A 24,264-nucleotide genomic window follows, 5' to 3' on the forward strand; every position below is an offset into this window, starting at 1 on the left:
GTTGGCACCGTGGACACCGACGAGGTGCTGGACCTCATGAGATCCGTCGCGGCCGAAGTCATCACACCGCGTTTCCGGGCCCTCGCCGAGGGCGAGGTGATGGAGAAGAACCCCGGTGACCTCGTCACCGTCGCCGACCACGAGTCGGAGGTGCTCATCACCCAGGCCCTCGACGCGGCGTACCCGCAGGCCGTGGTCCTGGGTGAGGAGGCGTCGGCCGTCGATCCCGGACTGGTGCAGCGATTCATGGCGGCCGACCACGGTTTCACCGTCGACCCCGTCGACGGGACCAAGAACTTCGTCCACGGCTCGCCCGACCACGCCGTCATGGTCAGTGAGGTGAAGGGTGGCGAGACGGTCCGCGGCTGGATCTGGCAGCCCGAGCACGGCACCGCGTGGGTCGCGGAGAAGGGAGCCGGGGTCTTCCGCGACGGGGAGCGGATCACCCGTCCCGCGGTCGAGGAGGGGACGCCGCCACGAGGGGCCACCTCGATGTGGACCCGCCGGGGGCAGGCGCTCGGAGACCTGCCGCCGCTGGTCGGCTCGTGGGTCTGCTGTGGCATCGACTACCCGCGGCTGATCGAAGGTGCCGTCGACTACCTCGTCTACAGCCACAGCAACTTCTGGGACCACCTGCCGGGGACGCTGATGGCCGCGGAGGCGGGCGGCGCCTACGGTCACCCCGACGGCAGCCGGTATGACGCCCACAGTCGCCCTGGCGGGCTGCTGGTGGCAAGTGACCCGGCGACCCTCCGCACCGTGCAGGCCGCATGGCCCGACGAGGGCGGCGTGTGACCTCGGAGGCGCCCGACGCTGGAGGGCGAGGTGCCCTCGTTGCCAGCCGACCGGCATACTCGCTAGGTTCCTGATGACGCCAGAACACACCGGGCGCGGCCGCTGCAGCAGGCTGTGCTGTGCCCACGGACCCGAGACTTCCCGTCCGGACGAGGAGACCGACTGTGGCACTACCCCCGCTGACTCCCGAGCAGCGTGCCGACGCCCTGGCGAAGGCCGCCATCGCACGCAGGGAGCGGGCTGCGGTCAAGAACCGCCTGAAGTATGCGCAGGGGTCCCTGAAGGACGTGATCGCCGAGGGCAAGGACAACGACGTGGTGGGCAAGATGAAGGTCTCCGCCCTGCTCGAGTCGATGCCCGGTGTCGGCCGGGTGCGCGCCCGCCAGATCATGGAGGAGGTCGGCATCTCCGAGAGCCGTCGGGTCCGCGGTCTGGGGGCCAACCAGATCGCCGCCCTGCTGACCCGGTTCGAGCAGGCCTGACCGCTCCATGACGGTCCCCAAACCCGCGCCACCACCCTCTCGCGGGCTGCGTCGCCTGGTGGTGCTGGCCGGGCCGACCGCCGTGGGCAAGGGCACCGTCGCCGGCTACGTGCGCCGGCACCACCCCGAGGTCTGGGTGTCGGTGTCGGTGACGACCCGGCCCCCCCGCCCGCGCGAGGTCGACGGGGTGCACTACCACTTCGTCAGCGACGAGACGTTCGAGCGGATGCGGGCCGACGGGGAGTTCCTCGAGTGGGCGGTGGTCCACGGCCGGGCCAAGTACGGCACGCCCCGGGGCCCCGTGCTCGAGGCACTCGGAGCCGGGCGGATGGCGCTGCTCGAGATCGACCTGCAAGGGGCCCGTCAGGTGCGGGAGCGGATGCCCGAGGCGCTCTTCGTCTTCCTGGCGCCGCCGAGCTGGGACGAGCTGGTGCGCCGACTGGTCGGACGGGGCACCGAGAGCGTCGAGGAGCGCAGGGTCCGGCTGGAGACGGCGCAGCGCGAGCTGGCCGCCCAACGGGAGTTCGACGTGACCATCGTCAACGACGATGTGCGCCGCGCGGCCGGAGAACTCGTACACTTGATGCAGCACGGGGTCACGACGGCGGATCACCCGACCGCTCGATGCCCGTGAACGCGCGCCCGCCGCGCACGCAAGACCGAACGCAACCGACGAAACGAGACGACTGACGTGTCTGGGACCCAGGCTGCCCCCGAAGGCATCACCAACCCGCCCATCGACGACCTGCTGAAGGTGTCGGACTCCAAGTACGCGCTGGTGATCTACTCCGCCAAGCGCGCCCGCCAGATCAACGCCTACTACTCGCAGCTGTCCGAGGGCCTGCTGGAGTACGTCGGCCCGCTGGTCGACAGCCAGGTCAACGACAAGCCGATGTCGGTGGCGCTGCGCGAGATCAACGAGGGACTGCTCACCTCCACCCCCATCGAGGCCTGAGCCGGACCCGATGAAGGTCGTCCTCGGCGTCAGCGGCGGCATCGCCGCCTACAAGGCAGCGCTGCTGCTGCGGCTGTTCACCGAGGACGGCCACGACGTCACGGTCGTCCCGACCGCCGCCGCGCTGGAGTTCGTCGGCGCGCCCACCTGGGCCGCGCTCTCGGGCAAGCCGGTCGCCACCGACGTCTGGTCCGCCGTGCACGAGGTCCCGCACGTGCGCCTCGGCAAGGGGGCGGACCTGGTCGTGGTGGCGCCTGCCACCGCGGACCTGCTCGCCCGAGCGGCCCACGGGCTGGCCGACGACCTGCTCACCAACACCCTGCTCACCGCTCGCTGCCCGGTCGTGCTCGCTCCGGCGATGCACACGGAGATGTGGCAGCACCCGGCCACCGTCGCCAACGTCGAGACGTTGCGCTCGCGGGGGGTGCACGTGGTCGATCCCGCCTCGGGCCGCCTCACCGGCGCCGACACCGGCCCCGGCCGGTTGCTCGAGCCCGAGGAGATCTACGCCGTATGCCGTGGGCTCACCTCGGGCGCGCCAGCTCGCTCCCCGGGTGGGTCAGCGGGCGAGGGCGACGCCGTCGAGGGAGCCCTGGCCGGTCGGCGGGTGGTGGTCAGCGCCGGCGGCACTCGCGAACCGCTCGACCCGGTCCGCTTCCTGGGCAACCGGTCCTCCGGCAAGCAGGGGCTGGCGCTCGCCGCGGTGGCCGCCGCCCGGGGGGCCGAGGTGACGCTGGTCGCCGCGAATGTGGCCCTGCCTGCCGCCCCGGGCGTGAAGGTGGTGTCGGTCGAGACGGCGCTCGAGCTGCAGGACGCCATGACGTCGATCGCCTCCGACGCGGACGTCGTGGTGATGTCGGCGGCCGTAGCCGACTTCCGCCCGAAGCACTACGCCGACGCCAAGATCAAGAAGTCCCATGCGGACTCGGCAGCCCCCGGTGCGGAGGCCGACGAGTCCGCACCCACCATCGAGCTGGTGCGCAACCCCGACATCCTGGCCGGGCTGGTGCGCTCCCGCGGCGAGGGCACGACCCCGGTCATCGTGGGGTTCGCCGCGGAGACCGGCGACGCACACGGGAGCGTGATGGACCACGGCCGCGACAAGCTCGCGCGCAAGGGGTGCGACGTGCTCGTGGTCAACGAGGTCGGCACCGACCTCGCCTTCGGCCGCGACGACAACCTCGTCCACATCCTGCGCCAGGGTGACGACCGCGTCGTCGAAGCCGGCCCCGCACCCAAGGAGGCCATCTCCGCCACGGTGTGGGACGTCATACAGGACCTGCTCACCGACAGCTAGACTCCCGCACAGTCATCAGCCAGCAGCCGCTGCACGAAGGAGCCCCACCCGTGTCCCCACGCCTGTTCACGTCCGAGTCCGTCACCGAGGGCCACCCGGACAAGATCTGCGACCAGATCAGCGACTCCATCCTGGACAACATGCTCGAGCAGGACGCGCACAGCCGGGTGGCGGTGGAGACGATGGTCACCACCGGCCTGGTGCACGTGGCCGGTGAGGTCAGCACCAGCGGTTACGTCGACATCCCCAAGGTCGTCCGCGACACGATCATCGAGGTCGGCTACGACTCGTCCATCAAGGGGTTCGACGGTCGCTCCTGCGGCGTCTCGATCTCGATCGGCCAGCAGTCGGTCGACATCGCGCAGGGCGTCGACACCGCCTACGAGAACCGCACCGGCGGCGTCGACCCGCTGGACAAGCAAGGGGCCGGCGACCAGGGCCTCATGTTCGGCTACGCCTGCGACGACACCCCCGAGCTGATGCCGCTGCCGATCCACCTGGCGCACCGGCTGGCCGAGCGGCTCACGACCGTCCGGAAGAACGGCGACGTGGCCTACCTGCGCCCGGACGGCAAGACCCAGGTCACCATCGCCTACGACGGCGACAAGGCGGTCAAGCTGGACACCGTGGTGCTCTCGACGCAACACGCGGCGGACGTGTCGCTGGAGGGGCTGCTCGAGCCCGACATCGAGACCTGGGTCATCAAGCCCGTGCTCGAGGAGCTCGCGGCGGCGGGCACCGACATCGACTTCTCCGACTACCGGATGCTGATCAACCCGACCGGCCGGTTCGAGATCGGTGGCCCGATGGGTGACGCCGGTCTCACCGGCCGCAAGATCATCGTCGACACCTACGGCGGCATGGCCCGGCACGGTGGCGGCGCCTTCTCCGGCAAGGACCCGAGCAAGGTGGACCGCTCCGCGGCCTACGCGATGCGCTGGGTGGCCAAGAACATCGTGGCGGCCGGACTCGCCCGCCGGTGCGAGGTGCAGGTCGCCTACGCCATCGGCAAGGCCCAGCCGGTCGGTCTCTACGTCGAGACGTTCGGCACCGAGACCGTGCCGCTCGACTCGATCCAGAACGCCATCACCAAGGTGTTCGACCTGCGGCCTGCCGCGATCATCGAGGACCTCGACCTGCTGCGGCCGATCTACAAGCCCACCGCGGCCTACGGCCACTTCGGGCGCAGCGAGGCGGAGGGCGTCGCGAACGCCTTCACCTGGGAGCGGATCGACCGCGTCGACCAGCTCAAGGCCGCCGTCTCCGCCTGATCCCTCCCGTTGTTGCTGGCGTTCGGCGTCGCCGATGACGCCTTTTCGCAGCAACACCCAGGGAGCCGCGGCGAAGGGCTCGCGCCGTCGGTGGGGTGCGATAGACCTTGGGCATGAGCGCAGGCACGGGATCCGACGAGTCCCCGGTGGGGGAACAGCTGTCGCTGGTCCGCGCGGCCGTGCGCCCCGTCGACGGGCGTCGTCGCCTGCCCTCGACCACTGAGCCGGCGACCGTCGACCCGGTCGCCGAGGTCCTGGTCGACGTCGGGCTCGCCCACCTCGACCGCCCCTTCGAATACCTCGTGCCGCAGTCCCTGGCCGACAAGGCGCTACCCGGCACACGGGTCAAGGTCCGGTTCGCCGGGCAGGACGTCGACGGTTTCGTCATCGCCCGCCGGGCCGAGGCCGAGCACACCGGCCGGCTGGCGCCGCTGCGACGGGTGGTCAGCGCCGAGCCGGTGCTCACGCCCACCCTGCTCTCGGTATGCCGTGAGGTCGCCGCGCGCTATGCCGGCACCGTCGGCGACGTGCTGCGCCTCGCGGTGCCGCCGCGGCACGCGACGGCCGAGAAGAACCTGTCGCTGGAGCCGCCGGAGCCCGAAGCACGTGACACGGCCGAGGGCGCTGCGGGCGATCCGGGCGACGACGGACCGTGGAGCCGCTATCCGGCCGGACCGTCGTTCCTGCGGCGAGTTGCCGCCGGGGAGGCACCGGCCGCATCCTGGCTCGCGCTGCCGGGCACCGGTGGCGCGGTCGGTGCTGAGCGCGGTGGTGGTGCCGAGCCCGGAACCGCTGCCGGTGCCGACTGGCCCTCGGCCTTCGCCGCGGCCGCGGCCGCGGCAGTGGAAGGCGGGCGGGGCGCGCTTCTGGTGGTGCCGGACCACCGGGACGTCGACCGGGTGGACGCAGCCCTGCGTGCCCGGCTCGGCAAGGATCGGCACGTGCGCCTGACCGCCGACCAGGGACCGCAGGCCCGCTACACCGCCTGGCTCAAGGTGTTGCGCGGCCACGTGCCGGTCGTGGTCGGCACGCGCGCCGCGATGTTCGCTCCGGTGCAGCGGCTCGGGCTCGTCGCCTGGTGGGACGACGGCGACGACCTGTTGGTGGAGCCACGCTCGCCCTATCCGCACGTGCGTGAGGTGCTGCGCGTTCGGGCCCGGTTGGAGGGTGCCGCCCTGCTCGCCGGTGGCTATACCCGCACGACGCCGTTGCAACAGTTGGTGGAGGAGGACGCGCTCCGTCCGGTGGCCGCCGACCCGGCCAGGGTGCGTCGGGACGTGCCTCGCGTCCTGGTGGCCGGTGAGGGCGCCGAGCTCGAGCGTGACCCGGCCGCCGCGAGCGCTCACCTGCCATCGGTCGCGCACCGCACTGCCAAGCGCGCGCTCGAGGAGGGCCCGGTCCTGATCCAGGTGCCCCGGCGCGGCTACGTACCGTCGCTGTCCTGCCAGAACTGCCGCCGCCCGGCGCGCTGTGGGCGCTGCCACGGCCCGCTCGCCCTGACGGGAGCCGGTGCGACGCCGACCTGTCGTTGGTGCGGCACCGCGGCCCCGGGCTTCGAGTGCCCGGAGTGCGGCGACCACCGCCTGCGCTCGAGCGTGGTCGGGGCCAGGCGGACCGCCGAGGAGCTCGGCCGTGCGTTTGCCGGCGTCCTCGTGCACACCTCAGGTGCCGGCGAGGTGCTGGCCACCGTCGGCCCGGAGCCGAGCCTCGTCATCGCCACGCCGGGTGCCGAGCCGGTCGCCGAGGACGGCTACGCCGCGACCCTGTTGCTGGACGCGTGGGCGTTGCTCGACCGGCCGTCACTCGATGCGGGGGAGGAGGCGTTGCGTCGCTGGATGGCGGCTGCCGCGCTCACCCGGGGCGCCGGGCGCGGCGGCATCGCCGTCTTGTGCGGCGTGCCGGCTCACACGACTTTGCCGGTGGTCGAGGCCCTGGTCCGGTGGGACCCCGCGTGGTTCGCCGGGCGCGAGCTGGCCGAGCGGCGCGAGCTCGGTCTGCCGCCGACGGTGCGGATGGCGCAGCTGGTGGCCACCCGCCATACGTTGGAGGCTGCCCTCGGGCAGGTCGAGCTGCCCGACGACATCGAACGACTGGGGCCGATGCCGGCGCCGTCAGGAGGACCGGGCAGGGGCGGCGCGCCGGCCGGACCGGACGACCCGCCGAAGCAGCAGCTGCTGCTGCGTGCGCCACTGGCCGCGCAGGACCGGCTGCTCACCGCGCTGCGCGACCTGCGAGCGATACGCAGCGCGCGCAAGGAGCCCGAGACGGTGACCGTGCGGGTCGACCCGTTGACCGGGCCGGGCTGACCGGAGTCGCCTCCAGCCCCGACTGTTGCGGTGAGGTCGGCCCGTCCACGAGAAGAGCTTCACCGTGACAGTCCCTGGCGGGGGCTGCTCAGCCCTCGGACCTCCCCCGCGGCCCGACCGGTCGGTCGAACAGCCTGGACAGGACGATCGCGCTGCGGGTCTGCTCGATGTTGTCCTCGTTGCGGACCAGGCCGATCGCCCGCTCGAGGTCCTGCACCTCCTCGGCGACCAGGTGCAGCATGGCGTCGGCCGAGCCCGAGATGGTGCAGGCGCTGATCACCTCCGGGACGGCCTGGAACTGCCGCCGCAGCTGGGTCGGCGAGACCTTGCCGGAGCAGTAGACCTCGACGTAGGCCTCGGTGACCCAGCCGACCACGGAGGGGTCGATGACGGCGGTGAAGCCCTGGATGACACCCTCGGCACGCAACCGGTCCACTCGTCGCTTGGCGGCCGGTGCGGACAGGTCGACCTCCTGCCCGATCTCGGCGTAGGTGGCGCGGCCGTCGCGCATCAGGCAGGTCAGGACCTTGCGGTCGATGTCATCGAGCCCTGTCGACACTGTCACAACAAATCACCGTTCCGGAGAGTTAGGACGCAACAAAGAGTAGGATAGACGGCATACGAAGAGTTTGCTTGCTTGACGTTGTCCTGTTTCACTGGTCTGGTGAGGCGACCACCCCCTGCCTCCCCGTCGCGTCCACGCTCTCGACCCGAAGGAGCCCGATTGACCGTCATCGACCCTGCGCCCGCGCAGGTCCCCGGTACCCCTGCGCACACCCCCAGCTCACGCGAGCACGCGACTGCACGGCCGGCACGTCGAGCGAGGGCGCGGCGCTACCTGATGTGCCCGCCCCGCTACTTCGAGGTCGGCTACGCGATCAACCCGTGGATGGACCCGGTCGGCGGCCGGGCCGACGCCGAGCTGGCGTTGCGCCAGTGGGAGAGCCTGCGGACGACCTACCTCGGGCTCGGGCACGAGGTCGAGCTGATCGACCCTGTCCCCGGTCTGCCCGACATGGTGTTCGCCGCCAACGGGGCCCTCGTGGTGGGCACGCGCGCGCTCGGCGCGTCGTTCGCCCACCCGGAGCGCCAGGACGAGGCGGGCGCCTACCGACGTCGCCTGGAGGAGACCTCGGGCGTGGCGCAGGTCGTGGCCCCGCAGCACGTCAACGAGGGCGAGGGTGACTTCCTCGTCGTCGGCGACGTGGTGCTCGCGGGCACCGGCTTCCGGACCGACCCGGCGGCCCACGCCGAGGTGGAGCAGGCGCTGGCGTTGCCGGTCGTGTCGCTGACCCTGGTCGACCCCCGCTACTACCACCTCGACACCGCGATCGGCGTGCTCGACGACCAGACGATCGCCTACTACCCGCCCGCCTTCGACGAGCAGGGCCAGCAGACGCTGGCGACCCTCTTCCCGGAGGCCGTGGTCGCGACCGAGGAGGATGCCGCCACCCTGGGGCTGAACCTCGTCTCCGACGGCCACAACGTGGTGCTGCCCGCGGCGGCGACCGCGCTGGCCGAGCGGCTGGCTGGACTGGGCTTCGCACCGCACCCCGTCGACCTGTCCGAGCTGCTCAAGGCCGGAGGCAGCGTCAAGTGCTGCACGATGGAGCTGCATCGGCACCGCTCCGCCCCCACCACCCACTGACCGGCGTGCCCTCGCGGCGCCCGCGAAACTGCCGATTGACCCGAAAGGACCTGCCGTGACCACAACGGTACCCACCCACGACACCCCCACCGGCGCCGAAGACCGCACCGGTGGCGCCGCCCGCACCGCGCACGCCGCGAGCGCCGAGCACATCGCCCTGGCCGACGCGGTCATGGCGCACAACTACCACCCGCTGCCGGTGGTCATCGCCGAGGCGAAGGACGTCTGGGTCACCGACGTCGAGGGCCGCCGGCTGCTCGACTGCCTGGCCGGCTACTCCGCACTCAACTTCGGCCACGGCCACCCTGCCCTGCTGGCCGCCGCACACGAACAGCTGGACCGGGCGACCCTGACCAGTCGCGCCTTCCACAACGACCGACTCGCGCCGTTCTGCGAGGCGCTCGCACGCCTGGTCGGCAAGGACCAGGTACTGCCCATGAACACCGGCGCGGAGGCGGTCGAGACGGCCATCAAGGTCGCCCGCAAGTGGGCGTATGACGTCAAGGGAGTCCCGGCCGGCCGCGCCAAGATCATCGTTGCTGCGGAGAACTTCCACGGACGGACCACCACCATCGTGAGCTTCTCGACAGACCCGGTGGCCCGCGATGGCTTCGGGCCCTACACGCCGGGCTTCGAGACCGTGCCCTACGGCGACCTGGCGGCGCTGGAGGCGGCCGTCGACGACGACACCGCGGCCGTCCTGATCGAGCCGATCCAGGGCGAGGCCGGCGTCATCATCCCGCCGGAGGGCTACCTGCCGGGGGTACGCGAGCTCTGCACCCGGCGGCGGGTGCTCTTCGTCGCGGACGAGATCCAGTCAGGTCTCGGCCGCACCGGCGAGACCTTCGCGTGCGCGCACGAGGGCGTCGTGCCGGACATGTACATCCTGGGCAAGGCGCTCGGCGGCGGCATCGTGCCGGTCTCGGCCGTCGTCGCCGACCGCGACGTGCTCGGCGTCATCCAGCCGGGCAACCACGGCTCCACCTTCGGCGGCAACCCGCTGGCGGCAGCCGTCGGCCATGCGGTCGTGCGGCTGCTCGAGACCGGCGAATACCAGCAGCGCGCAACGCAGCTCGGCTCGCGTCTGCGGGAGCGGCTCGACCAGCTCGTCGGGCACGGTGTCGTGGCGGTCCGCTCACGCGGCCTGTGGGCCGGAGTGGACATCGACCCCGAGCTGATGAGCGGCCGCGAGGCGTCCGAGCAGCTGCTCGACCGCGGCGTCCTGGTCAAGGACACGCACGGCTCGACGATCCGCATCGCCCCGCCGCTCTCGATCGAGGCCGAGCAGGTCGACTGGCTGGTCGACCAGCTCGCCGACGTGCTCGAGGCCGCGGGCGCCACGCGCACGCAGTGACACCGTCCTGAGGGAGGGTATGGGGCTCGGCGCCGCGGCGCCGAGCCCCACCTCGTAGGGTCGCCCCATGGAGATCTGGGTCAACCCGGCGTGCAGCAAGTGCCGGACCGCCACGGCCGCCCTCGACGAGGCCGGCGTCGACTACACCGTGCGGCGCTACCTGGAGGACCCGCCCACGGTGGACGAGCTCGAGGCGGTCCTCGACCGGCTCCGACTCGAGCCTTGGGACGTCGCCCGCACCAGTGAGAAGGCGGCCCACGAGGTCGGGCTGGCCGACCTGCCCCGAGACGCCGAGCACCGCGCCGAATGGGTCGCGCGGATGGTGGCCCAGCCGATCCTGATCCAGCGACCGATCATCACGAACGACCACGGTGAGAGCGTCATCGGCCGCACTCCCGAAGCCCTGCAGCAGGTCCTCGGCCAGCGCTGACTACCCTCGGAGGCATGACCTCACCGACGCCAGCCGACGACCAGCAGCCCTGGGACGAGCCGGTGGACGAGCGCTTCTCGCCGAGCCCGGTAGACGCGGTGGTCTTCGACCTCGGCAACGTCCTGATCCGCTGGGATCCTTTCGCGGCGGTCGTCGCCGGGGTCGGAGCCGCCGAGGCCACGGCGTTCTTCGCCGCGGAAGACTTCGACTTCGGGGCCTGGAACTACCAACAGGACGCTGGGCGCGGTTGGGAGGAGGCGGAGACCGAAGCCAGCAGGACGCACCCGCACTGGGGGCCGGCGCTGCGCGCCTACCGAGAGCACTTTCCCCGGTCGCTGATCGGGGTGTTCGAAGACACGGTCACGGTGCTGCGCGAGCTGCACGAGGCGGGGGTGCCGCTGTTCGCGCTCACCAACTGGTCCGAAGAGCTCTTCCCCGAGGCCCTGCGCCGGTTCGACTTCCTCGAGCTCTTCGAGGATATCGTCGTCTCCGGTGAGGAGGGCGTGGCCAAACCCGATCCCGAGATCTTCCGGGTCCTCGAGGAACGGATGCGGCACCGCGGCAGCCTGGAGGACACCGTCTTCATCGACGACAACCCCCGCAACGTCGAGGCGGCAACGGCCGCGGGGATGGACGCCATCTTGTTCACCGACACCGGTCACCTGCGCGAGGACCTGCGGGCACGTGGGCTGCCGCTGCGGCGCGCATAGACTGCAGACCCCGCGCACGCCCACCAGCAAGGACTGCCCGTGTCGATCCAGGACATCCGACTCTTCGGCGACCCCGTGCTCCGCACGCCGGCCGCCCCTGTCGTCGACTTCGACCGGGAGCTGCGCCAGCTGGTCCGCGACCTGACCGACACCATGATGGACGCGCCGGGCGCCGGGCTCGCCGCCCCACAGCTCGGTGTGGGCCTGCGGGTCTTCACCTACCACGTGGACGGGCAGCTGGGGCACCTGGTCAACCCGACGCTCGAGCTGTCCGAGGAGAAGCAGCTCGGTGAGGAGGGCTGCCTGTCGTTCCCCGGCATCTACGCCGAGACCCCCCGCGCCCTGCGGGTCGTGGCGCACGGGCAGGACGAGCACGGCGAACCGCTCATCCTGGAGGGATCGGAGCTGCTCGCCCGGTGCATCCAGCACGAGACCGACCACCTCGACGGGATCTTGTTCATCGACCGGATGGACCGCGAGCAGCGCAAGCACGCCATGAAGGCCATCCGTGACGCCGCGTGGGCCGGCCTCACCGCCCCGACCGTCAAGGTCAGCCCTCACCCGACGTTCGGCAAGGGGCTCTGAGCGGTGCGCATCCTGTTCGCCGGGACCCCGCACACGGCCGTCCCGAGCCTCGACGCGCTGCTCGGCTCCGCACACCACGTCGTCGCCGTGCTCACCAGGCCCGATGCCCGAGCTGGTCGCGGACGCGCACTGGTGCCGTCACCGGTGCGGGTGCGCGCCGAGGAGGCGGGCGTGGAGGTGCTCACCCCGCAGCGGCCCGGCGACGAGGAGTTCCTCTCCCGGCTGCGCGAGCTCGCACCCGACGCCTGTCCGGTCGTGGCCTACGGCGCGCTGCTCCCCGCGGCTGCCCTTGCCGTGCCCACCCACGGTTGGGTCAACCTGCACTTCTCACTGTTGCCCGCCTGGCGCGGCGCCGCCCCGGTGCAGCACGCGATCATGGCCGGTGACGAGGTCACGGGGGCGACCACGTTCCTGATCGAGGCGGGCCTCGACACCGGTCCGGTGCTCGGGAGGATGACCGAGACGATCCGTCCGACCGACACCGCCGGCGACCTGCTCGAGCGTCTCGCCGATGCCGGGTCCGGCCTGCTGGTGGCCACCCTGGACGGGCTCGAGGCCGGCGAGCTGGTGGCCGAACCGCAGCCCGGTGAAGGAATCTCGCTCGCGCCCAAGATCAGCACCGACGACGCCAGGGTGCGATGGGCCACGCCCGCACTGTCGGTCGACCGGCGGGTGCGCGGCTGCACACCCGCTCCCGGCGCCTGGACGACCTTCCGCGGCGAGCGGCTCAAGCTGCTGCCGGTGGCCGTCGAGCAAGGAGGCGGTGATCTGATGCCGGGCGAGGTGCGTGTCGCCAAGCACGAGGTCCTGGTCGGCACAGCCACGACAGCGGTGCGGCTCGGCACGGTCCAGCCGCGCGGCAGGAAGCCGATGCCGGCGCAGGACTGGGCCCGCGGCGTGCGTATCGACGAAGGGGAGCGGTTCGAGGATGAGTGACCAGCAGTGGCACGGAGAGGGTCCGCGCCGGCCGCGCCGCTCGGGGGACCGCCGCGGAGGGCGGAGGGATGCTGCCGGCCGGCAGCGCCCGGAGCGGCGGCAGGGCGACCGTGAGCGCTCCGAGCAGCGGCCCTCGGAGAGGTCCCGGACCACGGATCCGGCGAGGCTGGCGGCATACACCGTCATGCGGGCGATCGCGGGCGGTGCCTACGCCAACCTCGAGTTGCCGAAGGAGCTGCGCGAGAAGGGGATCCGCGGACGCGACGCCAACTTCGCGACCGAGCTCACCTACGGCGCAACACGGATGCGCGGCCTGTATGACGTCATCGTCGCCTCGGCCGCCGGCCGCCCGCTGGCGCAGATCGACGACAACGTGCTCGACACGCTGCGGCTCGGGGTGCACCAGCTGCTCGGCATGCGCGTGGACGCGCACGCAGCGGTCAACGAGACGGTGGGCCTCGCGCGGATGGTCAACGGTGCCGGGTCGAGCGGGTTCGTCAACGCGGTGCTGCGCCGGGTGAGCGAGCGGGCTCTGGACGAGTGGATCGGCCGAGTCGCGCCGGACGTCGGCCCAGGAGACACCGACGCCGAGCTGGCACGCCTCTCGGTGGTCACCAGCCACCCCGAGTGGATCGTGCGGGCCCTGCGGGCGGCGCTCCTCGGCCACGGCGCCGCGACCGCAGACAGCGTCGGGGGTGCGCTCAGGGCCCTGCTCGAGGCCGACAACGAGCCGGCCAAGGTCTCGTTGGTCGCCCGGCCCGGGCTGGCCTCGGTCGAGGAGCTGGTCCGCGCTGGCGCGAACGCCTCCCGGCTGTCGCCGGTCGGGGCGGTGCTCGAGTCGGGGATGCCCGGTGCGATCGACGCCGTCCGAGACACCCGGGCGGCCGTCCAGGACGAGGGTTCGCAGCTGGTCGCGCTGGCCCTGGCCGCGGCAGAGGTCTCGACCGGGCGCGGTCCCCGCCGGTGGCTCGACCTGTGCGCCGGTCCGGGTGGCAAGGCGGCTCTGCTGGCCGGGCTCGCCGCCCGCTCGGGCGCGACCCTGTATGCCAACGAGGTCAGCGAGCACCGGGCGGAGCTGGTGAACCAGACCCTCCGCGCCGCCACCGAGGCGGACATCGAGGTGATGGTCGGGGTCGGCGACGGACGAGAGCTCGGCGCCGACGAGCCGGACACCTACGACCGGGTTCTGGTCGACGCCCCCTGCACCGGGCTGGGCGCGCTGCGCCGTCGGCCGGAGGCGCGCTGGCGTCGGCAGCCGTCCGACCTGGCCGCCCTGGCCAGCCTGCAGCGCGAGCTGCTCGCCTCCGCCCTCGACGCCACCCGCCCCGGAGGGGTCGTCGGCTACGCCACCTGCAGCCCGCACCTGGCCGAGACCCGGTTCGTGGTCAGCGACGTGACCAAGAAACGTTCCGATGTGACGGTCGAGGACGCCCGGCCCCTCTTCCTCGACGCGTCACGGCGGCAGGTCCCCGACCTGGGCGACGGGCCGTTCGTCCAGCTGTGGCCGCACCTGCACGGCACCGACGCGATGTTCTTCGCCCTCCTGCGCAAGCACTGACCCGGCTTGGTGCAGCGCTGCGCCGTCCGGGCCGAGACCACCGCACTGGGGGATGGTCCGGTCGAGGGCCGGGCGTCGGTGCGGGGTGGGCCGGCAGGTCAGGAACCGTTGGGCCTGCCCCTACGCTGGTCGCGTGCAGATCTCACCGAGCATCCTGGCCGCCGACTTCGCCAACCTCGAGCGGGAGCTGGCGCGGATCGGCAACGCCGACTGGGCCCATGTCGACGTCATGGACGGCCACTTCGTCCCGAACCTGACGATCGGGCTGCCGGTGGTCGAGGCGCTCGCGAAGGTCAGCCTGATCCCGCTGGACTGCCACCTGATGATCGACAACCCGGACCGCTGGGCGCCGCAGTACGCCGAGGCCGGGGGCCGCTCGGTGACCTTCCACGTCGAGGCGGCGGCCGACCCGAAGGCGTTGGCACGCAACCTCCGTGCTGCGGGAGCCAGGGCCGGCGTGGCCCTCAAACCCGGCACGCCCTTCACGCCGTATGCCGACCTGTTGGCCGAGGTCGACATGGTCCTGGTCATGACCGTCGAGCCCGGCTTCGGTGGCCAGTCGTTCATGGCGGACCAGATGCCCAAGGTGCGGGAGGTCCGTGAGGCCGTCTCCCGCCAGGGCGGCGAGATCTGGATCCAGGTCGACGGAGGGGTCTCGGCGACCACGATCGAGCAGTGCGCCGAGGCCGGTGCCGACGTCTTCGTCGCCGGTTCCGCGGTCTACGGCGCGCAGGACGCGGCGGCCGCAGTGGACGAGCTGCGCGACCTGGCACGGCAACATCCAGCTCACTGACTCTGCGGAAGGAAAGTCAGCGGAAGGAAATTCGGCCCGGAACCGTTGAATCTGGTGCGAACCGGGCCCCCGAGAGGAATTGAGGAGACGCCACATGCCGACGATCGAGGCTTTCAGCCACGTCACCCTGACCGTGCGCGATCTGGAGTCGAGCGTCGCCTGGTATGCGCGTGCGTTGGGGATGACACGCGGACCGGACATGAGCGGGCCGGGTTGGCGACGCACGCTGATGCTGGCAGCAGGTGGTGTGGTCATCGGGCTGCAAGCCCATGACCGCACACCGGAGGGTGATCGGTTCGACGAGACCCGGGTCGGACTCGACCACCTCTCGATCGCCTGCAAGGACCGGGCCGAGATCGAGGAGTGGATTGCCGAGCTCGACGGTGCGGGCCTGGCGCACAGCACTCTGAGCGCAGCGCCGGCAAATGTCGCCACGTGCAGGGACCCCGACGGCATCGCGATCGAGTTCTTCGCCCCGCGCGGCGCCTGAGCCCGCACCCGCCCGCGGTGATCGCGTGACGGCGGTGGCATACTGGGGGCACGTGCTCCGGGGTCGGTGTAATTCCGAACCGGCGGTGACAGTCCGCGACCCGGCCGCATCCAGCGGCCGGTTGACCTGGTGGAACTCCAGGACCGACGGTGAAAGTCCGGATGGGAGGCAGCACGTGCGAGACCGGCGCCCCGGTCGCTCCCGATGGGAGCTCGGGTCACCGCCCTCGTGACGGCGAGGACGCGCAGCGTCCACCGAACGTCCGTCCCCGGAGCTTCGCGCTCGAGAGGGACAGGACATGACAGACCAACCCGCGTGGCACGGTGAGCCGGATCTCCCGGCCATGCGTCGTGCCCTTGTGCTGGCCGCGCAGGGACCGCTGGGCGACCCGAACCCGCGCGTGGGCGCGGTGGTGGTTGCCGCCGACGGCACGGTGGCGGGCGAGGGCTTCCACGCAGGAGCGGGTTCCGCGCACGCCGAGGTGGTCGCGTTGGCGCGCGCTGGCGATGCCGCACGCGGTGGCACGGCCGTGGTCACCCTCGAGCCGTGCAACCACACCGGTCTGACCGGCCCGTGCACCCGGGCCCTGGTCGATGCGGGCGTCTCCCGGGTCGTCTTCGGTCAGGCCGACCCCAACCCGGTGGCGCGCGGCGGAGCAGCGGAGCTGGAGGCGGCCGGCATCCAGGTGGTGCCAGGAGTGCTCGCAGACGAGGCCGAAGCGTTGAACCAGGCGTGGACCTTCGCGTTCCGGCACGGCCGCCCGCGGGTCACCTGGAAGTTCGCGGCCACCCTCGACGGACGGTCCGCCGCAGTGGACGGCACGAGCCGGTGGATCACCGGGCCCGAAGCCCGCGCCGACGTCCACGACCTGCGCGCGGAGTGCGACGCGATCCTGGTCGGCACCGGCACCGTCCTGACGGATGACCCCCAGTTGACCGTGCGGCACCCTGATGGCAGCCTGCGTGACCGTCAACCGCTGCGCGTCGTCGCCGGCACCAGCACGATCCCCGCCGGCGCCCGCATCCTGGATGACGCAGCCCCGACCGTGCTGTTCCCCGAGCACGACCCGGCCCTGGTGCTGAAGGCCCTGCACGAGCAGGAGATCCATCATGTGTGGCTCGAGGGGGGACCCACCCTCGCGGCGGCCTTCCTGCGAGCCGGCCTCGTGGACGAGGTTGTCGCCTACCTCGCACCGATCCTGCTGGGAGCCGGCCGGAACGCCGTCGGCGACCTCGGGATCGACACCATCGGCGCGGCGCTGCGGTTGGAGCCCACCGAGGTCCGGACGGTCGGTGCGGACGTGCGCGTGCGCGCCAGCGTCGTGAGCCTGACCACCAGCCACGAGGAGCCGCGCTGATGTTCACCGGGATCGTCGAAGAGCTCGGCGAGGTCGCTGCCGTCCAGTGGGGTGCCGGCCAGACCTCAGCGGTGTTGAGCCTGCGGGGGCCGCTGGCCACGAGCGGTGTCGCGCACGGTGCCTCCGTCGCCGTCAACGGCGTGTGCCTCACGGTGACGTCGTGGTCCGGCGACACGTTCGACGTCGATGTCATGGCCGAGACGCTGCACCGCAGCAGCCTCGGCGCCCTCTCGGTCGGCGACCGGGTCAACCTCGAGCGCGCCATGCCGGCCGGCGGCCGCTTCGGCGGGCACATCGTGCAGGGCCACGTGGACGGCACCGGCACGATCGCCGCCCGCACACCGGGCGAGAAGTGGGAGGTCGTCCGGGTGACCCTCCCGGCGGCCCTGTCCCGCTATGTCGTCGAGAAGGGGTCGATCACCGTCGACGGGGTGTCCCTCACCGTCTCGGGAGTGGGTGAGGGCTGGTTCGAGGTCTCGTTGATCCCGACCACGCTGTCCGCTACCACGTTGGGCGGCGCGAGCATCGGTGACCTGGTCAACCTCGAGGTGGACGTCATTGCCAAGTACGTCGAGCGCCTGCTCTCGCCGACGGTCGATGAGGGCGCAGCCTCTTTGCCGCCTGCGTCCGGGCCGGGGGAGGGGAACGAGTGAACGTCCTCGAGCGGCTCTTCGACGCCCAGCTGACGATCTTCGGTCAGGGCATCCTCTGGCGTGAGATCGTCGGCAACGTCTTCGGCTTCGCCTCCGCCATCGGGGGCCTGCAGCGCCGGGTCTGGGCCTGGCCGGCCGGCATCGTGGGCAACGCCCTGCTGTTCACGGTCTTCTTCGGCGTGGCGTTCACCAACCCGCAGCACGAGACCCTGTTCGGCCAGGCGGCTCGCCAGGTCTTCTTCATCGTCACGAGCATCTACGGCTGGTGGCGCTGGCGCCAGCTGAAGGGCCGCCGCAACGACGACTCCCGGGCCATCACGCCTCGCTGGGCGACGGCCGCCGAACGCCTGCACTACGTGGCCTTCTGGGTCGGCGGCGTGGTCATCGCCCAGTGGGCGTTCGCTGCTGTGGGGGCGGGGTGGCCGGCTCCCCGGTGGTACTACTGGGCGGACGCCTGGATCTTCGTGGGCTCCATCGTCGCGACCTATGCCATGGCCCGGGGGTGGAACGACTTCTGGCTCGCCTGGATCGGGGTGGACGTGGTCGGCGTCCCACTGCTCGTGCACTCGCGCTTCTACCCGTCCGCGGTGCTGTATGCCGTCTACGCGGGTCTGGTCCTCTATGGCTTCTTCGTGTGGTTGCGCGTCTCGCGCGTCGAAGCATCCCCACCGGGCGCGCTGACGGAACAGGTGACGGCACGATGAGAACCACGACCCTGGCCGGCGTCGAGACGGCTCTGCGGGCCCTGCGAGAAGGCCGACCGGTCCTCGTCCTCGATGACGAGGACCGCGAGAACGAGGGCGACGTCATCCTGGCGGCGGAGACGGTGACCGACGACTGGCTGGCCTGGACCATCCGGCACAGCTCTGGCGTCGTGTGCGCGCCGATGACCGACGACATCGCCGACCGGCTGGACCTGCCGCCCATGGTGAGGCACAACGAGGATCCGCGCGGGACGGCATACACCGTGTCCGTCGACGCCCGGCGAGGTGTGACCACCGGCATCAGCGCCGCCGACCGGGCGCACACGCTGCGGCTGCTCGCCGACCCCACCACTGCACCGGAGGACCTGGTGCGGCCCGGTCACGTCTTCCCGTTGCGCGCCAAGGCCGCTGGCGTCCTGGAACGGCCGGGCCACACCGAGGCGGCCACGGACCTGTGCCGGCTCGCGGGGCTGGCACCCGTCGGCGTCATCGCGGAGCTGGTGCATGACGACGGCAGGATGATGCGCCTGGCCGGGGTGGTGGAGCTCGGGGCGGCCCACGACCTGCCGGTGATCACCATCGAGCGGCTGATCGCCTGGCGACAGCGCCACGACCGCGTGGAGCGAGGCGCGGAGACCCGGCTCCCGACCGCCCACGGCGAGTTCCGGGTCATCGGCTACCGCGACCGGGTGACTGGCGCCGAGCACCTGGCGCTGGTGAGCCCGCGCGGTGTGGGATCGGCAAACCCGCTGGTGCGGCTGCACTCCGAGTGCCTGACCGGTGACGTGTTCGGCTCCCGGCGCTGCGACTGCGGCCCACAGCTGGCCCTCGCGCTCGAACGGGTCGCGGTCCACGGCGGCGCGGTCGTCTATCTGCGCGGCCACGAGGGGCGGGGCGTCGGGCTGCTGCACAAGCTCGAGGCCTACGCGTTGCAGGACAACGGGTTCGACACCGTCGACGCGCAGGTCGAGCTGGGCCTGCCGATCGACGCGCGGGAGTATGCCGCGGGCGCCGCCATCCTGGCCGACCTGGGTATCGACGCGGTCCGCCTGCTCACCAACAATCCGATGAAGGTCAACGCCCTGCGTGACAACGGGATCGACGTGGTCGCGGTCGAGCGGCTCCAGGTCCCGGCGGGAGCCGACAACGAACGCTACCTGCGGACCAAGCGCGACCGGATGGGGCACCGGCTGGTGCTCGACGCCGGCGACGAGGGAGTCACGGCATGAGCGGCGGCGGATCACCCCGTCTGACGGTGGACGGGAGCGGCCTTCGGGTCCGGGTCGTCGCTGCCTCCTGGCACACGACAGTCATGGACGGCCTGCTGGACGGCGCCCGCCGGGGACTCGAGGACGCGCACGTCGCCGACATGGAGGTCGTGCGCGTGCCCGGGACCTTCGAGCTGGCCGTGGCGTGCGCCCGGTTGGCCCCGACGTGTGACGCGCTGGTCGCGCTCGGCGTCGTGATCCGCGGCGGCACACCGCACTTCGACTACGTCTGCCAGGCCGCGACGGTCGGGCTGACCGAGGTGAGCCTGCGCACGGGCACCCCGGTCGGCTTCGGGGTGCTGACCTGCGATGACGAGCAGCAGGCGCTGGACCGCGCCGGTCTGCCGGGGTCGGTGGAGGACAAGGGTTACGAGGCCGCGACCGCCGCGGTGGCCACCGTCGTGGCGTTGCGTGAGACTGCCGTGCCGGAGGGGGCGTCCGCCCCGTAACCTTGCCTCCCGTGAAGACCTTTGATGCCCTGTATGCCGAGCTGGTCGCCAAGGCGACCGAGCGGCCGGAGGGATCCGGCACCGTCGCGGCCCTCGACGCCGGCGTGCATGCCATCGGCAAGAAGGTGGTCGAGGAGGCGGCGGAGGTCTGGATGGCGGCCGAGCACGAGGGCAGGGACCGCACGGCCGAGGAGATCAGCCAGCTGCTCTACCACCTCCAGGTACTCATGATCGCCTCCGACATCTCGCTCGACGACGTCTACGCCCACCTCTGACCGGGGGACCGCACGCATGCTGAGGATCGCAGTACCCAACAAGGGCAGCCTGGCCGAGCCGGCTGCCGAGATGCTCCGTGAGGCGGGATACCGCGGTCGGCGCGACCACCGTGAGCTCGTCCTCGTCGACACCGACAACGAGGTCGAGTTCTTCTACCTGCGTCCACGGGACATCGCCGTCTACGTCGGTTCGGGCACGTTGGACGTGGGCATCACCGGACGAGACCTGATGCTCGACTCGGGCAGCCCGGCGCAGGAGGTCCTCCCGCTGGGTTTCGGCCGGTCGACCTTCCACTACGCCGCTCCCGATCACGACCTCCCGGACGGTCGAGCAGGCCTGGCGGGCAAGCGGATTGCCACCAGTTTCCCGGGCTTGGTGCAGGCCGACCTCGCCCGCCACGACATCACGGCGGAGGTCGTCCGCCTCGACGGTGCGGTCGAGACCGCCGTGACCCTGGGAGTCGCCGACCTGATCGCCGACGTGGTGGAGACCGGCACGACGTTGCGACAGGCCGGCCTGGCGATCTGTGGTGATCCGATCCTCCAGAGCGAGGCGGTGCTGATCCGTCGTCAGGACAGCCCGTCCAAGGCGGCGATCGACGTCCTCGCCCGCCGGATCCAGGGTGTGCTCACCGCGCAGCGCTACGTGATGATGGACTACGACATCCGGGCCGACCTCGTCGAGCAGGCGGTGGGGCTCACGCCGGGGCTGGAGTCCCCGACGGTGTCGCCGTTGCACGACGAGGCCTACGTGGCGGTGCGCAGCATGGTGCCGCGGGAGCAGACCAACCGGCTGATGGACTCGCTCTACGAGCTCGGCGCCAGGGCGATCCTGGTCACCGAGATCAGCGCCTGCAGGCTCTGATGGCCGAGAGCTCGCCGACCGTCCATCGAGATCCGTATGCCGTGTTCCGGCCCCGCGGAGGCCGCTACGTCGCGCTCGCGGCGGCGGCCGTCTCGGTCGTGCTGTTCATCGTGGTCGCGATCACGGTGCCGGGCCCGGAGGTGGCCTTCGGCGGTTGGACGTTCATCGACCGGCTGATGCTTGTCGCGGTCGGCCTGCTCCTCGCGGCGGTGCTGATGCGGTTTGCGACCATCAAGGCCGTACCCACCCCACAGGGCCTGCTCGTGCGCAACCTCGTGACCACACGCCACCTCGAGTGGACCCAGATCGTCGCCGTCCAGTTCTCGGGCGGGGCGCCGTGGCTCTCACTCGACCTGGACGACGCCGACACCGTGTCGGTCATGGCGATCCAGAAGTCCGACGGCGCCTTCGCCCGCGCCGAGGCGGGCCGGCTCTCCGCCCTCGTGCAGGTGCACAGCGCGCCGGACGGGCCGAGGGAGGCCCCGGCGGGCTGACGCCCGCCGGGGGCTAGCGCAACGTCTGGGGAAGACGCAGCGGTGTGGTGTGCTCCGTCGCCGGGACGCCGACCATCGCCTTGACCTCGGTGATGGCGGAGGTCAGTAGCTCGACCAGCCGGTTGTCCGGGTCGCTCACCGCGGCCTCGGCAATCCCCTGCACGGACACCGCGAGGATGTTGGGCGCCGCGGTCCGCCGGAAGGAGCGGATCGACACCCGCGAACGGCCGGTGAAGTCCTTGGCCCACTGACGAGCCAGGGGCACGCGCGCGAGCGCGTCAGCGGCGGGCTCGCTGAGGTGGTCCCACGGTCGTCCGTCGAGGCCGGCGAGCACCCGCTCCGAGGTCAGCACGCCGACGGCGAGGATGTTCTGGCGCGCCTGCGATGCGATGGGCAGGGCGCTGGTCGCGGAACGCAGCGCGAGCCGCGCATCCACGTGTGGGTCGTCGCTGGTGAGGCCGATGACCTCGGGGATCAGCGGGATGAGCCTGCTGCGCGTGGTGTCGTCGACGGCGTCGTTGACCATGCGGGCGAGCGCGGCCAGCAGTCGGTGCGTGCACTCGGGATGGTCGCTCCACCGCTCGCCGGCCAGGTAGGACGCCATCTCCATGAAGCACGCCCCCTTCCGCGGATTGCGATGCCGTCCGCGGGCGAGCACGGGAACGAGGTCTGGGGTGGTCTGGTGTCGTGTCATGGCTGCTCCAAGGGTCGTGGTCAGAACCCTCTTCCAGTCTGCCCCCGTTGACGCGAAGGCACCACCCCTGCCGAGGAGCGAGGGGTGCACCGGGTGACTCAGCCCGGCAGGAACAGTGCGGCATCGCCGAACTCGTGCCACAGGTACCCGTGTGCCACGGCCGCGTCATAGGCCCGTTGGGTCAGCGCCGGCCCGGCCACCGACTCGACCAGCAGGAGGTGGGACGCCTCGGGCTCGTGCCACCCGGTGATCAGGCCGTCCACGACGCGGGCCGGGGCGTCCGGTGAGATCACCCGATCGGTCCAGCCGGATGCGGCGGACACCGTGCCGTCCGGGTCCACCGCCGACTCCAGCGCCCGGGTGACCGTGGTCCCGACGGCCACCACCCGACCACCGCTCTGACGCGTCGCGTTGACCATCCGTGCGGTCGCAGGGGGCACCGCGAAGCGCTCCACCTGCGGAGGCTCGCCCGCCTCCTGGGAGGACAGGCCGGTGTGCAGCGTGATCGTCACCACGACGGTGCCGCGTGCCACGAGACGAGTCACCAGGTCAGCGGTGAACGGCCGGCCGGCACTGGGCATCTCGGCGCTGCCGGGTCGGTGCGCGAAGGCGGTCTGGTAGTCCGGCAGCGGGTAGCGGCCGGACAGGTAACCGTAGGAGACGGGACGTCCGTGCCGCAGCAGGTGCTGGGTCAGAGGCCGCGGACCCGTGACGCTCGCACGCCACAACCGGGCACCCTGTCCCGTCGGGGAGGCGGCGGGCCCGGGATACGGCTCGAGCAGCCGCAGTCCCGTGGCACCAGTCAGCCCGACGTGGTCACCAGGCGCTGCGTCCAGGACCGGAGCAGCGGCACGCGGCGCGGTGCGCAGCTCGACCACCCAAGCGCCGTCATCGAGCCGGGTCGCGACGTGCACGACGACAGGGCGGTCGCGCCACCGGCCGTCCGTCTCGGCGGCGAACGTGGCCGAGTTGTTCACGACCACCAGGTCGCCCGGGTCCAGGTAGGCGGGCAGGTCGCGGAACCGGGCGTGCACGATCCCTCGACCCGACGCGACCATCAGGCGGACCTCGTCACGGGCGAGGCCACGCGCCTCCGCCGGACCGGAGGCGACGCCGTCCGTGGGGCCGGTGAACCGGGTCCGCGCGGTCGCGCTGACCGAGGTCATCCGGCCACCCGACCCGCGTCCAGGAACTCGGTCACCCGGTGGCGGCCGCTGGCCGGTCGTTGCCGCAGGAGCTCGAGCAGTCCGGGGACGACAGCCTCCGGCAGCGGCCGATCGCTGATGTCCTCGCCCGGGAAGGCGGCCTGGTGCATGGCGGTGCGCATGTCGCCGGGATCGATGGCGTAGGCGGCGAGCCACGGATTCTCCGCACCCAGGGTCAGCGTGAGGTGGTCGAGCGCGGCCTTCGTGGCGGCATACGCCCCCCATCCCGCGTAGTGCTCCACGGACGCGTCGGAGGTGATGTTGACCAGGACGCCGTGGGAGGTCCGCAGCAGCGGCAGGAGGTCCTGGGCGAGGGCCAGCGGGGCGACCACGTTGGTCAACCAGGCGCCGTCCAGGTCGTCCAGCTCGAGCGCCGCGACCGGTGGCATCGGCGTGGCACCGAGGGTGCTCGCGTTGTTGACGAGCAGGTCGAGCCGGCCCAGATCGGTGGCCGCTCGGACCAGCTCCTCGCGGTGTGTCGGGTCCGTGACGTCGCCGGGGATCGCGCGGACTCGGGGGCCGAGCGCACGGGTGGCCTCGCGCAGTCGTGGGGCGTCGCGGCCATCGGTGACGACGTCCCAGCCGGCCGAGGCCAGCGCGGTGGTCAGTGCGTGCCCGAGCCCCGCCGAGCCGCCCGTGATGAGTGCAGTGGGCATCGTGGGTCCTCCTTCGTTGCTGCCTACGAAAGAA

At 71.9% G+C, this 24,264-nt stretch carries 28 protein-coding genes and 1 riboswitch; of the genes, 24 read left to right on the forward strand and 4 right to left on the reverse strand.

Going from position 1 to position 24,264, the window contains the following annotated elements; translation table 11 throughout:
* The first annotated feature begins 9 nt into the window (after window positions 1–9).
* The 7 genes from FCN22_RS13015 (at window position 10) to FCN22_RS13045 (ending at window position 7,106) form a co-directional block, all read left to right on the forward strand.
* Entirely contained in the window at window positions 10–795 is a 786-nt protein-coding gene (locus tag FCN22_RS13015; RefSeq protein WP_137121984.1) for an inositol monophosphatase family protein, read from the forward strand.
* 164 nt (window positions 796–959) lie between these two features.
* Window positions 960–1,277, forward strand: a complete 318-nt coding sequence (mihF, locus tag FCN22_RS13020) for an integration host factor, actinobacterial type (RefSeq protein WP_137121985.1) — start codon at window positions 960–962, stop codon at window positions 1,275–1,277.
* Between the two features lie 7 nt (window positions 1,278–1,284).
* On the forward strand, window positions 1,285–1,911 hold the full coding sequence (gene gmk, locus FCN22_RS13025) for a guanylate kinase (protein ID WP_137121986.1): 627 nt from the start codon (window positions 1,285–1,287) through the stop codon (window positions 1,909–1,911).
* A 57-nt stretch (window positions 1,912–1,968) separates the two neighbouring features.
* On the forward strand, window positions 1,969–2,232 hold the full coding sequence (rpoZ, locus tag FCN22_RS13030) for a DNA-directed RNA polymerase subunit omega (protein ID WP_137121987.1): 264 nt from the start codon (window positions 1,969–1,971) through the stop codon (window positions 2,230–2,232).
* A 10-nt stretch (window positions 2,233–2,242) separates the two neighbouring features.
* Window positions 2,243–3,529: a bifunctional phosphopantothenoylcysteine decarboxylase/phosphopantothenate--cysteine ligase CoaBC gene (coaBC, locus tag FCN22_RS13035; protein ID WP_137121988.1), complete on the forward strand. Its 1,287-nt coding sequence runs from the start codon at window positions 2,243–2,245 to the stop codon at window positions 3,527–3,529.
* A gap of 50 nt (window positions 3,530–3,579) precedes the next feature.
* Window positions 3,580–4,800 carry a methionine adenosyltransferase gene (gene metK / locus FCN22_RS13040; RefSeq protein ID WP_137121989.1) on the forward strand — a complete coding sequence of 407 codons (1,221 nt, stop codon included), beginning with the start codon at window positions 3,580–3,582 and terminating at the stop codon, window positions 4,798–4,800.
* Window positions 4,801–4,913: 113 nt separating this feature from the next.
* Window positions 4,914–7,106 (forward strand): primosomal protein N', encoded by a 2,193-nt coding sequence (locus FCN22_RS13045; protein WP_162308200.1) that lies wholly within the window; start codon window positions 4,914–4,916, stop codon window positions 7,104–7,106.
* 88 nt (window positions 7,107–7,194) lie between these two features.
* Here FCN22_RS13045 and FCN22_RS13050 read toward each other — a convergent pair whose 3' ends face one another.
* Window positions 7,195–7,671 carry an Lrp/AsnC family transcriptional regulator gene (locus tag FCN22_RS13050; RefSeq protein WP_238384720.1) on the reverse strand — a complete coding sequence of 159 codons (477 nt, stop codon included), beginning with the start codon at window positions 7,669–7,671 and terminating at the stop codon, window positions 7,195–7,197.
* A 159-nt stretch (window positions 7,672–7,830) separates the two neighbouring features.
* Here FCN22_RS13050 and ddaH point away from each other — a divergent pair, with 159 nt between their 5' ends.
* The 17 genes from ddaH to FCN22_RS13135 all read left to right on the forward strand — a co-directional run bounded on the left by ddaH (window position 7,831) and on the right by FCN22_RS13135 (window position 21,675).
* Window positions 7,831–8,754, forward strand: a complete 924-nt coding sequence (gene ddaH, locus FCN22_RS13055) for a dimethylargininase (protein ID WP_238384721.1) — start codon at window positions 7,831–7,833, stop codon at window positions 8,752–8,754.
* A gap of 151 nt (window positions 8,755–8,905) precedes the next feature.
* Window positions 8,906–10,108 (forward strand): ornithine--oxo-acid transaminase, encoded by a 1,203-nt coding sequence (gene rocD / locus FCN22_RS13060; RefSeq protein WP_274381592.1) that lies wholly within the window; start codon window positions 8,906–8,908, stop codon window positions 10,106–10,108.
* 67 nt (window positions 10,109–10,175) lie between these two features.
* Window positions 10,176–10,538 carry an ArsC/Spx/MgsR family protein gene (locus tag FCN22_RS13065; RefSeq protein ID WP_137121990.1) on the forward strand — a complete coding sequence of 121 codons (363 nt, stop codon included), beginning with the start codon at window positions 10,176–10,178 and terminating at the stop codon, window positions 10,536–10,538.
* A gap of 14 nt (window positions 10,539–10,552) precedes the next feature.
* Window positions 10,553–11,248: an HAD family hydrolase gene (locus FCN22_RS13070; protein ID WP_137121991.1), complete on the forward strand. Its 696-nt coding sequence runs from the start codon at window positions 10,553–10,555 to the stop codon at window positions 11,246–11,248.
* A gap of 39 nt (window positions 11,249–11,287) precedes the next feature.
* Window positions 11,288–11,833 carry a peptide deformylase gene (gene def / locus FCN22_RS13075; protein WP_137121992.1) on the forward strand — a complete coding sequence of 182 codons (546 nt, stop codon included), beginning with the start codon at window positions 11,288–11,290 and terminating at the stop codon, window positions 11,831–11,833.
* 3 nt (window positions 11,834–11,836) lie between these two features.
* Window positions 11,837–12,769 carry a methionyl-tRNA formyltransferase gene (gene fmt, locus FCN22_RS13080; RefSeq protein WP_137121993.1) on the forward strand — a complete coding sequence of 311 codons (933 nt, stop codon included), beginning with the start codon at window positions 11,837–11,839 and terminating at the stop codon, window positions 12,767–12,769.
* Window positions 12,762–14,327: an RsmB/NOP family class I SAM-dependent RNA methyltransferase gene (locus FCN22_RS13085; RefSeq protein WP_137121994.1), complete on the forward strand. Its 1,566-nt coding sequence runs from the start codon at window positions 12,762–12,764 to the stop codon at window positions 14,325–14,327. The genes fmt and FCN22_RS13085 overlap by 8 nt, the downstream gene beginning before the upstream one ends.
* Window positions 14,328–14,460: 133 nt before the next feature.
* The gene (rpe, locus tag FCN22_RS13090; RefSeq protein ID WP_137121995.1) at window positions 14,461–15,120 is read left to right on the forward strand and encodes a ribulose-phosphate 3-epimerase; all 660 of its coding nucleotides are present in this window, start codon (window positions 14,461–14,463) and stop codon (window positions 15,118–15,120) included.
* Window positions 15,121–15,214: 94 nt separating this feature from the next.
* Entirely contained in the window at window positions 15,215–15,610 is a 396-nt protein-coding gene (locus tag FCN22_RS13095; RefSeq protein WP_137121996.1) for a VOC family protein, read from the forward strand.
* Between the two features lie 48 nt (window positions 15,611–15,658).
* Window positions 15,659–15,789, forward strand: a riboswitch (FMN riboswitch).
* A gap of 119 nt (window positions 15,790–15,908) precedes the next feature.
* Complete coding sequence (gene ribD / locus FCN22_RS13100; protein WP_137121997.1) at window positions 15,909–16,967, forward strand: bifunctional diaminohydroxyphosphoribosylaminopyrimidine deaminase/5-amino-6-(5-phosphoribosylamino)uracil reductase RibD; 1,059 nt, start codon at window positions 15,909–15,911, stop codon at window positions 16,965–16,967.
* Window positions 16,967–17,620 (forward strand): riboflavin synthase, encoded by a 654-nt coding sequence (locus tag FCN22_RS13105; RefSeq protein WP_137121998.1) that lies wholly within the window; start codon window positions 16,967–16,969, stop codon window positions 17,618–17,620. Before ribD ends, FCN22_RS13105 begins: the two co-directional genes overlap by 1 nt.
* Window positions 17,617–18,324, forward strand: coding sequence for a nicotinamide mononucleotide transporter family protein (locus FCN22_RS13110; protein WP_137121999.1), 708 nt, complete (start codon window positions 17,617–17,619; stop codon window positions 18,322–18,324). Before FCN22_RS13105 ends, FCN22_RS13110 begins: the two co-directional genes overlap by 4 nt.
* Window positions 18,321–19,553, forward strand: a complete 1,233-nt coding sequence (locus FCN22_RS13115; protein WP_137122000.1) for a bifunctional 3,4-dihydroxy-2-butanone-4-phosphate synthase/GTP cyclohydrolase II — start codon at window positions 18,321–18,323, stop codon at window positions 19,551–19,553. Before FCN22_RS13110 ends, FCN22_RS13115 begins: the two co-directional genes overlap by 4 nt.
* Window positions 19,550–20,041 carry a 6,7-dimethyl-8-ribityllumazine synthase gene (ribH, locus tag FCN22_RS13120; RefSeq protein ID WP_137122001.1) on the forward strand — a complete coding sequence of 164 codons (492 nt, stop codon included), beginning with the start codon at window positions 19,550–19,552 and terminating at the stop codon, window positions 20,039–20,041. The genes FCN22_RS13115 and ribH overlap by 4 nt, the downstream gene beginning before the upstream one ends.
* 11 nt (window positions 20,042–20,052) lie before the next feature.
* Window positions 20,053–20,316, forward strand: coding sequence for a phosphoribosyl-ATP diphosphatase (locus FCN22_RS13125; RefSeq protein ID WP_137122002.1), 264 nt, complete (start codon window positions 20,053–20,055; stop codon window positions 20,314–20,316).
* Between the two features lie 16 nt (window positions 20,317–20,332).
* Complete coding sequence (hisG, locus tag FCN22_RS13130) at window positions 20,333–21,181, forward strand: ATP phosphoribosyltransferase (RefSeq protein WP_137122003.1); 849 nt, start codon at window positions 20,333–20,335, stop codon at window positions 21,179–21,181.
* Window positions 21,181–21,675 (forward strand): PH domain-containing protein, encoded by a 495-nt coding sequence (locus tag FCN22_RS13135; protein WP_137122004.1) that lies wholly within the window; start codon window positions 21,181–21,183, stop codon window positions 21,673–21,675. Before hisG ends, FCN22_RS13135 begins: the two co-directional genes overlap by 1 nt.
* Window positions 21,676–21,688: 13 nt before the next feature.
* Here FCN22_RS13135 and FCN22_RS13140 read toward each other — a convergent pair whose 3' ends face one another.
* The 3 genes from FCN22_RS13140 to FCN22_RS13150 all read right to left on the reverse strand — a co-directional run bounded on the left by FCN22_RS13140 (window position 21,689) and on the right by FCN22_RS13150 (window position 24,230).
* Window positions 21,689–22,369, reverse strand: coding sequence for a hypothetical protein (locus tag FCN22_RS13140; RefSeq protein ID WP_137122005.1), 681 nt, complete (start codon window positions 22,367–22,369; stop codon window positions 21,689–21,691).
* Between the two features lie 98 nt (window positions 22,370–22,467).
* Window positions 22,468–23,535, reverse strand: coding sequence for an S-adenosylmethionine:tRNA ribosyltransferase-isomerase (locus tag FCN22_RS13145; protein WP_137122006.1), 1,068 nt, complete (start codon window positions 23,533–23,535; stop codon window positions 22,468–22,470).
* Window positions 23,532–24,230, reverse strand: coding sequence for an SDR family NAD(P)-dependent oxidoreductase (locus FCN22_RS13150; protein ID WP_137122007.1), 699 nt, complete (start codon window positions 24,228–24,230; stop codon window positions 23,532–23,534). The genes FCN22_RS13145 and FCN22_RS13150 overlap by 4 nt, the downstream gene beginning before the upstream one ends.
* Between the last annotated feature and the right edge of the window lie 34 nt (window positions 24,231–24,264).

Source organism: Segeticoccus rhizosphaerae (genome assembly GCF_005222685.1).
GTDB lineage: Bacteria > Actinomycetota > Actinomycetes > Actinomycetales > Dermatophilaceae > Segeticoccus > Segeticoccus rhizosphaerae.

Excerpts from the sequence above, each read along its gene's own strand:
- FCN22_RS13085 (WP_137121994.1), top strand. The coding sequence starts at position 12,762 with ATGAGTGACCAGCAGTGGCACGGAGAGGGTCCGCGCCGGCCGCGCCGC.
- FCN22_RS13140 (WP_137122005.1), bottom strand. The coding sequence starts at position 22,369 with ATGACACGACACCAGACCACCCCAGACCTCGTTCCCGTGCTCGCCCGC.
- hisG (WP_137122003.1), top strand. The coding sequence starts at position 20,333 with ATGCTGAGGATCGCAGTACCCAACAAGGGCAGCCTGGCCGAGCCGGCT.
- coaBC (WP_137121988.1), top strand. The coding sequence starts at position 2,243 with ATGAAGGTCGTCCTCGGCGTCAGCGGCGGCATCGCCGCCTACAAGGCA.
- gmk (WP_137121986.1), top strand. The coding sequence starts at position 1,285 with ATGACGGTCCCCAAACCCGCGCCACCACCCTCTCGCGGGCTGCGTCGC.
- FCN22_RS13065 (WP_137121990.1), top strand. The coding sequence starts at position 10,176 with ATGGAGATCTGGGTCAACCCGGCGTGCAGCAAGTGCCGGACCGCCACG.
- FCN22_RS13145 (WP_137122006.1), bottom strand. The coding sequence starts at position 23,535 with ATGACCTCGGTCAGCGCGACCGCGCGGACCCGGTTCACCGGCCCCACG.
- FCN22_RS13150 (WP_137122007.1), bottom strand. The coding sequence starts at position 24,230 with ATGCCCACTGCACTCATCACGGGCGGCTCGGCGGGGCTCGGGCACGCA.
- ribD (WP_137121997.1), top strand. The coding sequence starts at position 15,909 with ATGACAGACCAACCCGCGTGGCACGGTGAGCCGGATCTCCCGGCCATG.
- FCN22_RS13095 (WP_137121996.1), top strand. The coding sequence starts at position 15,215 with ATGCCGACGATCGAGGCTTTCAGCCACGTCACCCTGACCGTGCGCGAT.
- FCN22_RS13070 (WP_137121991.1), top strand. The coding sequence starts at position 10,553 with ATGACCTCACCGACGCCAGCCGACGACCAGCAGCCCTGGGACGAGCCG.
- FCN22_RS13105 (WP_137121998.1), top strand. The coding sequence starts at position 16,967 with ATGTTCACCGGGATCGTCGAAGAGCTCGGCGAGGTCGCTGCCGTCCAG.
- FCN22_RS13045 (WP_162308200.1), top strand. The coding sequence starts at position 4,914 with ATGAGCGCAGGCACGGGATCCGACGAGTCCCCGGTGGGGGAACAGCTG.
- ribH (WP_137122001.1), top strand. The coding sequence starts at position 19,550 with ATGAGCGGCGGCGGATCACCCCGTCTGACGGTGGACGGGAGCGGCCTT.
- FCN22_RS13135 (WP_137122004.1), top strand. The coding sequence starts at position 21,181 with ATGGCCGAGAGCTCGCCGACCGTCCATCGAGATCCGTATGCCGTGTTC.
- FCN22_RS13115 (WP_137122000.1), top strand. The coding sequence starts at position 18,321 with ATGAGAACCACGACCCTGGCCGGCGTCGAGACGGCTCTGCGGGCCCTG.